At 64.0% G+C, this 13,401-nt stretch carries 13 protein-coding genes; 9 read left to right on the forward strand and 4 right to left on the reverse strand.

The genetic code is table 11. The annotated features are described in order from the left end of the window. Positions 1 to 49 precede the first annotated feature (49 nt). The 4 genes from ACSQ19_RS16310 to ACSQ19_RS16325 are packed head-to-tail and all read left to right on the forward strand — an operon-like array spanning position 50 to position 3,168. A complete protein-coding gene (locus ACSQ19_RS16310) occupies positions 50 to 466 on the forward strand; it encodes a hypothetical protein (protein WP_435998442.1) in 417 nt (138 codons plus the stop codon). Beyond that, on the forward strand, positions 466 to 1,170 hold the full coding sequence (locus ACSQ19_RS16315; protein ID WP_296281746.1) for a C39 family peptidase: 705 nt from the start codon (positions 466 to 468) through the stop codon (positions 1,168 to 1,170). Before ACSQ19_RS16310 ends, ACSQ19_RS16315 begins: the two co-directional genes overlap by 1 nt. A 1-nt stretch (position 1,171) precedes the next feature. Continuing rightward, a complete protein-coding gene (locus ACSQ19_RS16320; RefSeq protein WP_435998444.1) occupies positions 1,172 to 1,675 on the forward strand; it encodes a hypothetical protein in 504 nt (167 codons plus the stop codon). 44 nt (positions 1,676 to 1,719) lie between these two features. Continuing rightward, entirely contained in the window at positions 1,720 to 3,168 is a 1,449-nt protein-coding gene (locus ACSQ19_RS16325) for an acetate kinase (RefSeq protein ID WP_435998446.1), read from the forward strand. Between the two features lie 9 nt (positions 3,169 to 3,177). On the opposite strand, the gene ACSQ19_RS16330 is transcribed toward ACSQ19_RS16325, so the two are convergent. Beyond that, positions 3,178 to 3,552, reverse strand: a complete 375-nt coding sequence (locus tag ACSQ19_RS16330) for a DUF4345 domain-containing protein (protein WP_436001006.1) — start codon at positions 3,550 to 3,552, stop codon at positions 3,178 to 3,180. A gap of 155 nt (positions 3,553 to 3,707) precedes the next feature. Here ACSQ19_RS16330 and ACSQ19_RS16335 point away from each other — a divergent pair, with 155 nt between their 5' ends. After that, positions 3,708 to 3,995, forward strand: coding sequence for a hypothetical protein (locus ACSQ19_RS16335; RefSeq protein WP_436001131.1), 288 nt, complete (start codon positions 3,708 to 3,710; stop codon positions 3,993 to 3,995). A 139-nt stretch (positions 3,996 to 4,134) separates the two neighbouring features. Here ACSQ19_RS16335 and ACSQ19_RS16340 read toward each other — a convergent pair whose 3' ends face one another. From ACSQ19_RS16340 to ACSQ19_RS16350, 3 genes are read right to left on the reverse strand one after another with little or no spacing between them, the layout of a single operon-like run. After that, positions 4,135 to 7,152, reverse strand: coding sequence for a Tn3 family transposase (locus ACSQ19_RS16340; RefSeq protein WP_435998448.1), 3,018 nt, complete (start codon positions 7,150 to 7,152; stop codon positions 4,135 to 4,137). A gap of 24 nt (positions 7,153 to 7,176) precedes the next feature. Further along, on the reverse strand, positions 7,177 to 8,445 hold the full coding sequence (locus ACSQ19_RS16345; protein ID WP_046932193.1) for a site-specific integrase: 1,269 nt from the start codon (positions 8,443 to 8,445) through the stop codon (positions 7,177 to 7,179). Beyond that, positions 8,442 to 8,864, reverse strand: coding sequence for a MerR family transcriptional regulator (locus ACSQ19_RS16350; protein WP_046932166.1), 423 nt, complete (start codon positions 8,862 to 8,864; stop codon positions 8,442 to 8,444). Before ACSQ19_RS16350 ends, ACSQ19_RS16345 begins: the two co-directional genes overlap by 4 nt. A 99-nt stretch (positions 8,865 to 8,963) precedes the next feature. Between ACSQ19_RS16350 and ACSQ19_RS16355 the strand changes: the two genes are divergently transcribed. From ACSQ19_RS16355 to ACSQ19_RS16370, 4 genes are all read left to right on the forward strand, one after another. Next, positions 8,964 to 10,148 (forward strand): DUF3703 domain-containing protein, encoded by a 1,185-nt coding sequence (locus ACSQ19_RS16355; RefSeq protein WP_127170488.1) that lies wholly within the window; start codon positions 8,964 to 8,966, stop codon positions 10,146 to 10,148. Continuing rightward, positions 10,145 to 10,762, forward strand: a complete 618-nt coding sequence (locus tag ACSQ19_RS16360; protein WP_046932167.1) for a cation diffusion facilitator family transporter — start codon at positions 10,145 to 10,147, stop codon at positions 10,760 to 10,762. Before ACSQ19_RS16355 ends, ACSQ19_RS16360 begins: the two co-directional genes overlap by 4 nt. A gap of 412 nt (positions 10,763 to 11,174) precedes the next feature. Beyond that, the gene (locus tag ACSQ19_RS16365) at positions 11,175 to 12,452 is read left to right on the forward strand and encodes a TolC family protein (RefSeq protein ID WP_056878741.1); all 1,278 of its coding nucleotides are present in this window, start codon (positions 11,175 to 11,177) and stop codon (positions 12,450 to 12,452) included. Next, a complete protein-coding gene (locus ACSQ19_RS16370) occupies positions 12,449 to 13,399 on the forward strand; it encodes an efflux RND transporter periplasmic adaptor subunit (RefSeq protein WP_327482748.1) in 951 nt (316 codons plus the stop codon). The genes ACSQ19_RS16365 and ACSQ19_RS16370 overlap by 4 nt, the downstream gene beginning before the upstream one ends. Positions 13,400 to 13,401: the final 2 nt, after the last annotated feature.

Here is a 13,401-nt window from a genome sequence, read left to right on the forward strand (position 1 = left end):
CGGGGCGCCCCATCGCCGCGCGGTGGACGCATGGCAAGGGAGACTGACCATGCATACGCACTACCAGACAGGGCTGCGCATCGCGGCCTGCGGATGGGTGTTCGCTGTCGGCGGCGCGTGGGCGGATGACAACGCCGTCGCGACCGTTCCACCCGTTGCGCCCGTCATCGACGTCGTGCCTGTGGAGGTGCCGCAGGTGGCGGTCAGCGGACTCGGGCGTGCCGTCGCGATCGATCGCCTGTCCGGTCTGCGGGGCGGCGATGCGACGCAGGTGGACAACCTGATCGACGTGGAAGGCTCCGTCGACGGCAACACGGCGCACCACGTCACCAGTGGCTCGAACAGCATTGCCGACGGCGCCTTCGGCAACGCCAGCGGCATCAACACGGTCATCCAGAACACCGGCAGCAACGTGCTCATCCAGAACGCGATGATCGTGACCGTCGATTTCACGGGCGGTCCGTAATGAAACGCGGCTCGCGGCGCGCGCACTGGCTGGCGCACGTCGCGCTGGCGTGCGCGTTTGCGACCCTCGGCGGCGCTTCCGCTGCCACCAGCGACCTGCGCGTGCCAGGCGGCGCCTATACCGTCCGCCTGACCAGCCTGAAGGAAGCCCGCTTCAAGACCACATTGCCGCAGCAGTACGACTTCAGCTGCGGCTCTGCGGCGACCGCGACGCTGCTGACGCACCAGTACGGTCATCCGGTCAGCGAGGTGGATGTATTCGTGCAGATGTACAACAACGGCGACCAGGCGCGCATCCGGAAGGAAGGGTTTTCGTTGCTGGACATGCGGCGCTACCTGCGTTCGAAAGGATACGAGGCGGACGGCTTCGAGCTGCCGCTGGACAAGCTGCAGCAGGAGAACGTGCCGGCGATCGTCTTGCTCAATGACCGCGGTTATCGGCATTTCGTGGTGGTGAAGGGCTTGCGCAACGGGCGCGTCCTGCTCGGCGATCCGGCGCGCGGAACGCGCGCGATGCCGCGTTCGCGCTTCGAAGCCCTGTGGGACAACCGGGTGATGTTCGTCGTGCACAACCAGCGCGAGCGCGCCCGCTTCAACCAGGCCAGCGACTGGAAGACCGCACCTCCGGCGCCGCTCGACATGGGAATCCAGCGCGATGGCCTGCGCAACGTTACCGTGCCGCGGCGCGGTCCGGGAGACATCTGACATGGACGCCAATCGTGTATGCGCATACCGCATCGCGATGATGCTGGCACTGCTGCTGGCGCCCCTGGGCGCGCGCGGGCAGGGCGGCGACCTTGGCGTCGAATGGCAACCGGTCGATCCCGGTCGCCTCGACCGGATGCGCGGCGGTTTCCAGATGCCGTCCGGCATGATGCTGTCGTTCGGCATCGAGCGCGTCGTGTACCTCAACGGCGAGCTCACCGCACGCATCGCCGTGCACGTACCCGACGTGGCGCGCCTTACGCCCGAACAGGCGCAGGCGCTGGCCGACTTCAACCGCGGTCTCGTCGTGCAGGTCGGCGATGGCAACCGCTTCGATCCCGTGAGTGCCGCCGGCGGCCTGGTCATCCAGAACACACTCGACGACCAGGACATCCGGACCGTCACCCGCATCGATGTCGGCGTGGACACCCTCGGCGCCTACCAGAGCCTCAATGCCGGCGATGCGCTGAACGACGCGCTGATCCGCGCACCCGGCGGTCCGTGAGCGACCACGCAATCCCGACCACCCAGCAAGACAAGGGGAACATCATGAAAGGGACGTCTCTGATCGAAGTCGCACCGCTGGCCTTGGCCGTGGGGCTGGGTGTGCAGGCCGGGCAGGCGAGGGCGCAGGATGTTCCGTTGCCTGCCACGCCGCCGCCGATTCCCGCACAGCCGTACGAGATCACGGCCGATGCGCGACTGGATGCGCTGCAGCGGCAGCTCAACGAGCAGAACCAGCGCCTGCAGCAGATGCGCGAACTGATGCACGCGCAGGAACAGCAGATCTTCAGCCTGCAGAACGCGCTGAATGAAGAAATCCTCGCCAATGCCCGAGCACGCGGGGCTCCCGCGCCCGTCATCGTCCCCTCGCTCAACCAGGCGCCGACGTTCCGCGACGCACCGGCCCCGACGCTGACCTACATCGTGGGACCATCGCCCGCGACGCCGCACGCCGGCGCGCAAGCGCAGTCCTCGTCGCCCCGGGCGGGCGACAGCCCGGCACCGGAGCGCGTGGGGCAGGCACCGGAAAGCGACTCGCGGCCACCCGAGGTCGCGCAGATCTTCGACCAGCCCGGCGTGCTGACGCCCAAGGGAAAGCTGGTGGTGGAGCCGGCCATCCAGTACGGGTACTCGGCGAACGACCGGGTCGCCCTGGTCGGCTACACGATCATCCCGGCGATCCTCATCGGCCTGATCGACGTGCGCCAGGTGAAGACGACCACCGCCGTCGCCACGCTGACCGGTCGCTACGGTGTCAGCCGACGCATGGAAGTCGAAGCCAAGCTGCCCTACGTCTACATCCACAGCGACACCGTCAGCCGCGAGATCTTCACCGGCTCCGCCCAGGACCGCGTCTTCAACGCGCGCGGCAGCGGCATGGGCGACGTGGAAGTCACCGGCCGTTACCAGCTCAACCGCGGGGGAGCCGACAAGCCGTTCTACATCGCGTGGCTGCGCTACAAGAGCCGAACCGGGCGGGACCTGTTCGACGTCACCACCGATTGCGTCACGCGCTGCGTGGCCAACACCACCGGCACCGGTCTGCCGCTGGACCTGCCCACCGGCAGCGGGTTCAATGCGCTGCAGCCGGGCATCACGTGGCTGTATCCCTCCGACCCGGTCGTCTTCTTCGGCAGCCTCAGCTACCTCCACAACTTCAAGCGGAGCAACGTATCGCGCCGGGTACTGGGCGGGCAGACCGAACTCCTCGGCGACATCGAGGCCGGCGACATCCTCGGCTTCAACCTGGGGATGGGCCTGGCATTGAACGAAAAGGCGGCCATCAGCATCGGCTACGACACCAGCATCGTCGGCAAGACGAAGCAGGATGGCGAGGACGTCGCCGGCGCCGTGCGCACCACGCTCGGCACGTTGCTGCTGGGCGCTACCTATCGTTTCAGCGACAGGATGTCGCTCAATGTGGCGCTCGGTGTCGGGGTTACCCGCGACACGCCGGACATGACATTCACCGCACGCCTGCCGATCAACTTCTGATCCGACGTGTCAGGCCGGGCGGCCCTGCCACCACAGCCAGACCGCCGCCGCCAGCATCAGCCACTCGGTCACCGCCAGGGCGAGCGTCGCGGTCTCCACCGGCCACCAGCGCATCAGCGCGGCACTGCGATACAGCACGATCGGAAGATACAGCGCCATCGCCAGGATCAGCCCGGTGCGCATCTGCTGCGTCCAGGCGAACCAGGCGAACAGGAACGCCAGCCCGAGCTGCAGGCCGCCGTAGATGGTCAGGTATTCGGTCTGTCCGGAGCGCGTCAGCGACGCATAGCCGATGGCCGTCGCGGTCCGCGCCGGTGCCAGCGTGCACCACGCGGCGAATACCAGGTAGATGATCGCGTTGAGGTACAGATAGGCGGCAGCCACGGGACGTCTCCGGCGGGATGGACCGCCATCTCGCATGGCGGCAAGTGATGGCAGGGTGAACGCGGCGAAGTCCGACGACACCGTGCGGCATGCCCCGATGGTTTCGCGCGGCCATGCACGCGAGCCTGCAGGCTCCACCGCCAGGAGAGCCCGCCATGCATCGTTCTTCATCGTGTGTTTTCCGCCTCGTGCTGGCCTGCGTGCTCGTCGCCGTGGGCAGTTCCACCTGGGGCAGCGACCCCGTCCACAAATGCCGCGGCAAGGATGGCCAGTCGCATTACCAGTCCGCGCCATGCCCGTCGACGCACCACACCGAGTGGGTGCGCGACTACCCGCCGGACCCCGCACGGCCCGTCGGTCCCGTCGTTGCCACGACGCCCATGCCGGCGCAGGCGGGTGCGGGGACGAAGCGCGCGCCGGCCAGGCAACGCCGGCAAAGTTGAGGGTCGGCAGGGATTCGTGAGAAATACAGCCGAATCCGCTTTAAGTTTTTGATGTTGCGTGCTTTTCTTCTTCACACGCCGCTGAGGCCACGAAGTGGCCTATTAGCACTTCGCGTCGAAACTGAATAGACAGAGTCCGCTACCCTCTCGGCTCGGCGATCTGCGTCCAGTGGGGCTCCAAAACGATCTCGGTGAATTGGAGAGGCGCGACCTTACGTTCCAGGTCGAGCGTGTAGTCTCCGAACCGATTGATGTGGCTGGTCCGATACGGCGACAAGCCGCCCAGAACCTCGGGATTCAACTCCATCCCCTCCTCCTGCAGGCTGGCCAACGTGCGTGTCATCTGGTCTACGTTGTGCAGGATGATCATATTGGCCACGAGCTGGTTGTACTTCACGACCTTTCGCTGCTCATGAAGCACGTTCTCGGCAATGATCCCTTCTCCGCCGAAGAAAACCCATTTGACGAAGCCATTGAACTCTTCGCTTTTGTTGGTGGCCGCCTGGATAGTCCGACGCATGTCCACGTCATCGATGTAGCGCAGCAAGAACAGCGTGCGAATGACCTTCCCAAGCTCCCGGAAGGCGAAGTACAACTTGTTCTTCCGGCTGTAGGTTCCCAGCCGGCGAAGGATCGTCGAAGCGGTGATCTTGCCCAACTTGATCGACACCGTGACCCGCAGCATGTCGTGCAGATGCGTTTCGATCAGGCCCCAGTCGATGCTGTCGCCGAACAGCGCCTGGATGTTCTTGTACGGGCGACCCGCCTCCGCGCGGAAGAAGGTCAGATCCTTGATGTTGCGAATACGTGGCATCAACTGAATGCCCAACAGGTAGGACAAACCAAAGACCGGATAACTCTGGGCCTGGGTATCCCCATGCACGATTTCAGGCTGGATATCAGACGTGTTGGCCAGCAATCCGTCCAGAATGTAGATCGCTTCGTGCACACCGCACGGAATGAAGTGACTGAACAGCGCCACGTACTTGTCAGAGACGTGGTAGTAGCCGATGCCGCCATAACCACCGTAGCGGATGTGGTACTCCGAGAGCAGGTTCTGCTCGTACATGCTCCACTTGGTGCCATCGGCCGACGCACTCTTGCCCGAGCCCCAGTAGCCAGGCAGATCGAACTTGTTGAACGTATTGATCACCTGCACGATCGCCTTGTCCAACGTGTCTTCAGTGACGTACTTGAGGTTAAGCCAGGAAATCTGGCGCCGACTGAAGCCCTTGATTGAGCGCGCAGTCTGGGTCGGGCCCAGGTTGCACCCGTAGCAGAACAGCGTAGTGATCACCCGGCGCATGAGATCGTCCACGCGCGCATTGGTGCCCGCAATCGGCCGGAAATGACGGTGCAGCTTGAGCCATTGAGCCGCATCGATCAGCACGTCTACGATACTCATCGCCGGCAGCCTCTCGGTGATAAGAGCATCGACCGTGGCAATGGCGCTGGAGATCTCAGGCCGTTGCAGCTTCCGGAGCACCAGGCGCCCATCCACCACATCGGCGTGGACGTTCTCCGGAAAACGTGCATCCACCGTGTCGGCCAGTGAGCTCAGCTCTTGCTGCAAATGGCGCACGAACTCGCTGGCCTCGGTGGCCAGACCAGATACCTCACCGTAGGCCTCCAGTTCCTGGGCGAATGTGGCCTCATCCACCAGTTGCTCTCGGTAATCGTCGTAGCGCTCCCCGTGGGGAATGAACAGATCACCGGATTTGAGTTCGTCTTTGATCTGGGCCAGCACAGCTAGCTCAAAGTACTTGCGATGCACCCAGCCCGGCCCCAGCGAGTCCGCTTTGCGGCCGAAGACGTGCCTGCGCCAGTTGACTGACAACCAGCCCAGATCCTTTTCAACATCCAGACCGATCGAGCTGGCCTCAATCATGTCCCGCCGCTGACCGCGGAGCGACAGCAGAGCAGCGATCATGCGTTCCATGCCCGCGTCCTGGCTGGTGGAGCGCAGTTGCATGATCTCCAGGCAGTTGAACAGCAACGGGCGGACAACGCTGTAAGGCTGGATCAGGAATGGCAGGTAGTTGCGGCCTGCGTACGCCATATGTTCATCGCATTCGGCCAGCAGTGTGGAAATGTCCGCCACCAGACTCAGTCCGATGGCATCCACACGCTGTGTGTCCGTTCCGTCGATCTGATAAGCCTGCAGGATCTCCTTGAGCTGCGCGATAAGCGTATCAGCACGCTTGCCGTGCTCTACTTGGTAGGCCAACAGTCTTTGCTGGGCCGTGTTCTCCAGGTTCTGCATCAGCCGGATGTACAGGTCGGCCGCATCGTCCAATGTCTTGGCGTACTGGGACCGAATGAAGATCGTCGCCAAGGCATAGCGCTTGGCCGGCTTGAGTTCGGCCAGTTCGCTGGCATCGAGCGCACGCGCCATGGCGCGGAACTGCTTCAGCTTCGGAACCGGAATATCCACGGCCGGCAACTGCTGGGCCAGATGTTGCAGGCGTTGGATATGTTGCAGATAAAAGCGCACTTCCTTATTGGTGGGCCGTTTGGGCTCGCGCTTTAGCGCATTCCAGCCGGTATATGTGGCATTGGCCGGTGCGGCCAACAGTTCCTTGATCAAGCTCTTGGCTGGCGCGGTCAAGGCCTCATTGATGCTGCGGTAATACTGCTCATGCACCTGCTCGCGGGCCTGAACCGCAATCTTCTCCAGCGTACTGAAGCCCGGCAGCTCAAAGCGATGGTGAACCAGCTCCTCCAGCAGCACGTTGATGATGTCGGCGATGACATGCTTGGTTTGAGCGGCGGCCTGGGCCACCGTTGCCAGCCATTCCCTCCCGCTGACATCCAGCGGACGAACGCGCAGGAACTTTCGCAGGCGCGCCATATGGGCGCGTTTAGCGCCGGAGACGTCGTAGCGATTCAAGTCTCGGATGGATAGCGCCCGGCGCAGCCCGGCTGCCTGGGCAATATGTTCCCGAATCCGTTCTGGGACATCGGCTAGGATCACGAAGTAGCCCAGCCGCTGGAACATCTTCAGGTGAATGAGCACAGCCAACTGAGTGGTTGGCTGGGTCGCCATGCTACGTGCGAGGCGCACTTCGCCGCCGCTGGGCGTGTAAATCTCGTCCAGTTCCTTGGCCGTGGGATCAGGTTTCAGGCGCGGATACGCGGTCTCGTGCAGCGTCGCCATGCAGTGCCCTGGTCAGGGTTGAGGTCAATCCCAGTGACGCCCGTCCTCGGCGCGCACGGAGGCTTCCAGAAAGCAGTGGTGGTTATCGGCAACGCGATGCATCTCATCCAGCAGCATGGCCATCCTCTCGTCCATGTCCGCGGCGTCGACCACCGGCATCGTGAGTCGGTACTCGCTTCCCTCGGCATCAAGCCGATGGGCTTGAAACGGGGATAGGCACATCGCCTCAATGCGTGCCCGAGCGCGGCCAGCGCCCCTGCCTCGGGGCGTAAACGGGCTCACTAGCAGGCGCAGCGTCAGGCTCACGGTCGCGGCCGGCGCTGGCAGCGCCGCCGAGGCGAGCGCGGGGGGCGGCGCGGCCTGGAGGCCGGCTTCAACGCGTTGGCGGGCGAACGGATCGCGGCCCTGGATGTAACGCATGGCCGAGTGCACGTCTCGCCATCCGACGTACTCCATCAGGGCTTTCACGTCCCAGCCGTTGTCATTGGCCCAGCCCGCAAAGCCCCGGCGAAGGGAATGGCTGCTGTAGCCTCCCACGGCCTCCAGACCTGCGGACTGAAACAGGTCGCGCAGCAAGGGGATCAGGCTGTTCGGATGCAACCCTTGGCTGCCGACGTTGCCCCATTGATCGACACGCCGGAACAGCGGGCCTTGAGTTAGCGCGGCTGCCTGCACCCAGGCCTGCGTGGCACTGACCGCGCACAAGCGCGACAGAGCGGGCACCTTGTACGTATTGCCTGCCGACTGTCTGTCGCCCTTGCTGCGCGGCAGGAAGCAGATCATTCCCTGCTCGGGTACCAGTTCCAAGTACTCAATCTGCAGCCGGATCAACTCATCGCCGCGGAATCCTCGCCAAAAGCCCAGTAACACCAGCGCCTTGTCGCGCATGGCACGCAAGGCATACGCGTGGTCGGCGCGCTCCTGGGCCGCCAGCGTGGCTTGGTCCAGCCACCCGACTACTTGGGTCAGCTGGGCCAGCTGCAACGGCGTGGCCTGCTTTTCGATTCGGGGGTGTAGCGTCTGAATGCCCTTGAGGACCTTGCGTACCAGCGGCGTACGCGTGGGATCGACGAACCCGTGCTCGGCGTGCCAATGCGCCAGTGCTGCCAGTCGTTGCTTCAGCGTGTTGATTGCTGCCTTGGGGGCCTGCTCGGCCAGATAGCGGGCCACGCTATCGGGCGTCGCCGGCAGATGGCCACCCCATTCGACCTCGAAGTGGCGCAGCGCCGAGGCATAGCTGCGCTGCGTGTTCTGACGCGTGGCCGCTTCGAGGTAGCGGTCCACATCGCTCACGCCTGGCAGCACTCCGCCGACGCGCAACCGGCCGGTTGTCGCAGCGTAGAGAGGATCGTGCACTCGGCACGTTGTCCGCCATGGCAACTGGCGATCACCCGCTCCAGTTCCCGGGCCATCCTGCGCAGATCCTCCATCCGGGCCTGGATATCAGCCAAATGACTGCGTGCCAGCCGATCTACGTCCATGCAGGACATCTGGTCGTCCCCGGACAACTGCAGCAGGCTGCGGATCTCTTCCAGACTGAAACCCAGATCCCGGCCGCGGGTAATGAAGCGCAAACGCTCGATATCGGCAGGCTCGTAAACGCGATACCCGCTGCCGGTGCGACCAGGTTGGGGTAACAGGCCGATCCGCTCGTAATAGCGGATGGTTTCCAGATGGCACCCACTGGCCTCGGCGGCCTGACTGATCTTCATGTGGCGACTTGACTCTGTAGTAGCTACGGACTTTACCTTGCCCCCTGTCCAGCCGCCAGCCTCCCGCCCGCGCGCCTCTACCCGTGTCCGGAGCTCTCCATGTTGCGCTCACGCCTGATCCGGTATGCCGCGTATCCCGCCCTGATGGGCGCGGTTCTGGCCGGCACGGCCGCAGTATTGGCCGATGGCCTGCCGGCTTGGCCAACCTTGGCGATCCTGGCGACCGCGGGCATTGCCATGGTGGCGCTGCTGGAGTGGCTGCAGCCCTACGAGCCGTCATGGCGCCATAGCCAAGGCGACCTCAAAGCCGACTTGATGCATGGCGCCGTCAACTTTGGCCTGCTGGCCGGCACCGCCTATGGATTGCATGCCTTTCGCGGCCTGCTGCCCGCCGGCAGCCTATGGCCGACCCAGTGGCCCCTGATCGGGCAGATGCTGCTGGCGGGGCTGGTGATCGACTTGGGCCTGTATGCCATGCACCGCTTCAGTCATCGGGTGCGATGGGCATGGAAACTGCACGCTATCCACCACAGCGCTGAGCGCTTGTATTGGCTCAATGGAGAACGTCGTCACCCGTTGAGTGCACTGCTGATGGCCGGCCCGGGCTTGGGGTTGACTGTCGCCTTGGGTGCGCCGCCGCTGGTGATCAGTGCGTGGCTGACACTGATGAGTGTTCAACTGGCTTTCCAACACGCCAACTTGGACTACCGCGTTGGCCCGCTACGTCGCTGGCTAGGCGTGGCCGAAGTACATCGGTGGCATCACAAGCGTGACTATGAAGATGCCCAGGTCAACTTCGGCGAGTTCTTCATGATCTGGGATCGTCTGTGCGGCACCTTCCTTGATCGCCCTGAAACGCTGCGCGCCGGCGAGGTCGGGTTGCGCGAGGAAACGATGCCTGCCAGCTATTGGGCGCAGATGTGCTGGCCGTTTAACGAGGCTCCAGATCAACGGGATACGGCCTTTGCGCAATATCTTTGGCAAGGCGATCAAGCGCTACAACAAGGCGATCTCACGACGGCCTACAAACGGTACGAATTGGCCCACGTGCTCTCGCAGCACCGCACGCGCTTGCACGTGCGTAGTCATTGGGCGTTCGCAAGATGGGCGTGGCAAGCCCACGACATGCGCGAAATGGCTGGACAACTGCTGCGCCTGATGGCCGCTGCGACTCTGACATGGGTGTGGATGCCTAAAGGCAATACCGGTGGCGCTCGGGTAAACGCCTTGCGCACGATGCCGATTCCTTCAGAACTGCGTAATTACATGGAGAACACCCGATGAGTGACTGTGGCTGCCATCACGAGGCCAAGAACGCCCAGGAGCGACGTGTACTGTGGATTGCCTTGGTCCTCAACGCGGCCATGGCCGTCATTGGTGGCATCGCCGGCTGGATTGCCCATTCCACAGGTCTGCTGGCTGACGCGCTGGATATGCTGTCTGATGCCACCGCGTACGCCATTGGATTGGTGGCCATCGGACGCACGGCCCGCTTCAAGGCCAATGCCGCTTGGCTCAGTGGCAGCATTCTGCTGGTGCTGGGTATTGGCGTGCTGGTGGAGGTCGGACGACGGGTACTACAGGGCGCCGAACCACTCAGCGGATGGATGATCGGCACCGCGCTGCTATCGCTTGTAGTCAACGTCATCGTGTTGCGCATGCTCTCGCCGCTGAAGTCCGGGGAGGTCCATCTGCGAGCAACGTGGCTGTTTACCCGAGCCGACGTGGTGGCCAACATCGGCGTCATTCTTGCGGGCGTACTGGTGTGGTGGCTGGCCAATCCCTATCCCGACTATGTGATTGGCACCCTTATCGGTTTGTACGTGATCAAGGAAGCCATCGAGATCCTGCGTGACGCACGTCGGGCCAGCACGCAAGTGGGCAAGCCGACCGCGTGAAGATGCGTGTGCGAGCTCTGCCCGCGTTCCGCTGGCTGCTGGCGCTGAGCCTGGCACTGGGTGCCATATGGCACCCGGTGCTTACGGCGGTGGGCGAAATGCACGAGGCAGCCCATACGTGGTCCGGCGCTCACGCAGTGCTGATGACGTCCCACGCGGCCGCTGATGAGAGCGCCTTGGGCAAATCGCTCCATCAGTTGCATCAACTCGCGCATTGCTGCGCGCACGCAGTCGCCGCTCCGGCGATGACTTGGGCGCCACCTCCTGCTCCGCAGCAGCAGGCCGTAGAGCCACACGCGGTGGAGACGGTGCCCACAGGGCCATTGGTCGATCCGTTCCGACCGCCTATTGCGGGCCAAGCGCTGGCGTAGGCCAGTCCTTAACCCTTGGTCTGAACTTCTGGAGTGTTGCTATGCAAGTGCGACGTGCGGCGCTGGCCGCTTGGTTGCTGCTGGGTGCAGGGATACCTGCCTGGGCGGTCGACCCCATGACATTGGACGACGCATTCGACCGCGTTGCCCAAGCCCATCCAGACCTGCGCCTGGTGCAGGCACGTACCGCGGTACTGGCGGCCGAGCACGAGGGCGCCAATCAGCGCCCGCCTTGGACATTGGGTGCCGAGGTGGAGAATGCCCTGGGTACCGGAGATGCGAGAGGCTTGGACAGCGCCGAGTTCACCGTGAGTCTGAGCTCGGTGCTGGAGCGAGGCGGGAAACTGGATGCGCGCAGGGCCCTGGCGCAGAGCCGCATCGATGCGCTGGCTGTTCAGCGGGAAGCTCGTCGGCTGGATCTGTTGGCTGAAACGGCGCGGCGCTATCTGGCATTGGTTGCAGCGGACAAGGCCGCCAAGATTGCCCAAGTCGATATCCAACAGCGCCAGCGTACCGTGGCCGCTGCTCGTCAACGTGTGCAGGCCGGCGCCTCACCCGAGTCGGTGCTGTTGACTGCACAGGCTGCCTTGGCAAGAGCCGAGCTGGCCCAAGCAAGGGCCTCCCAGCAAGCCAGCGCTGCACGCCAGCATCTGGCCGCCCTCTGGGGGGAGCGTGAACCCGTGTCGGCGCCGGTCGCTGGCAACCCGCTCGCACTACCGGCGATCGGTTCTCTGGAAACCCTTTCCTCAGAACTGCAGCGTTCTCCCGAGCTGGCCCAGTTTGTCGACGAGCGGCGCATTGCCGAAGCACGTTTGAATCTGGCTCGCACAGCAGGCACGTCGGATCTGGCTTGGCAAGTCGGCGTGCGTCGGATGCAGGACACAAGCGACACCGCGCTCGTGGGGGGCATCTCGCTGCCTTTGGGTGCTCGAAGCCGGGCGCAACCAGAGATTCGTGCCGCTGAGGCGGAGTTGGAAGTGCTTTCGATCGAACGTGAGGCGCAGGGAATGGCGTTGTATTCCACCCTGGTCGAAGCCCACGGCCGTTACACCGTCGCCCGTGACGAAGTGGCCCGTCTTCAAGACGATGTGCTGCCCAAGCTGACCAAGGCTGAGCAAGCGGCCGAGCGTGCATATCGCGCTGGGGCCATCAGCTATCTGGAATGGGCGCAGCTGCAGTCCGAAAGGACCGCAGCTCTGCAGCAACAACTGGACGTCGCGCTCGATGCGCAACGTGCCCTCATCGAAATCCAACGGCTCACCGGCCAGGCCATGGTTGCCTCTGCCGCTGCCGCCACCTCCGGAGAGTTGACCCCATGAGCCGTTTCCCCTGGATCGCGCTGGCCCTGACATTGGCCCTGACGGCTTGTAGTGGCCCGGCACCCAATGCCCGTGGCGAGGCCGAAGAAGGCCATGAGGCCGAAGAACAAGGCGAGCACGAAGAACGGCCCCAACAGACCACGATCGAGGCCCAAACGGCACAGTCCGCCGGCATCCGCGCCGCCCGCGTGGGTCCTGGCCAGATCGCCGATGAGCATGAAGTCCAAGGGCTGCTTACGCCGGTCGAAGGTCGCATCGCCCTGGTGACTGCACGTTTCCCCGGTCCTGTGCGTGCCGTTCGCGTAGGCGTGGGCGACCAGGTCAAGGCAGGACAGGTGCTCGCGACGGTGGAGAGCAACTTGAGCCTGACGACCTATTCCGTTACCGCCCCCATAAGCGGCGTGGTGATGGCGCGGACCGCCTCGGTCGGCACGTCTGCCGCCGAAGGCGCGCCCTTGTTCGAGATCGCAGATCTGTCCACCTTGTGGGTAGATCTGCATATCTTCGGACGGGACGCCGGGCACATCGAAGCTGGTGTGCCGGTGACCGTGAGCCGATTGAGTGATAGCGTTTCCGAGCAGACGACCTTGGAACGCGTGCTGCCCGGCACCGCCACGGCCAGCCAAAGCACGATCGCACGCGCGAGCTTGCGCAATGCCGATGGACGCTGGCGGCCAGGTTCCGCCGTTAAAGCACGCATTACCGTTGATCGCGCAGAAGCGGATCTGGTAGTCCCCGTGACCGCGCTGCAGACCGCCGAAGATCGGGACGTGGTGTACGTGCAACAGGGCGAGGTCTATCACACGCGCCCGGTGAAGCTAGGCCGACGCGACGCCGAACGGGTGGAAGTCTTAGAAGGCCTGAAGGCCGGTGAGCAGGTGGTGGTGGCCCAGAGCTTCCTGGTCAAGGCCGACATCGAGAAGTCCACCGTCGAAGAAGAAGAGTGAGG

The sequence above is a fragment of the Pseudoxanthomonas sp. LjRoot127 genome (assembly GCF_964253495.1).
In the GTDB taxonomy this organism is placed as follows: domain Bacteria; phylum Pseudomonadota; class Gammaproteobacteria; order Xanthomonadales; family Xanthomonadaceae; genus Pseudoxanthomonas_A.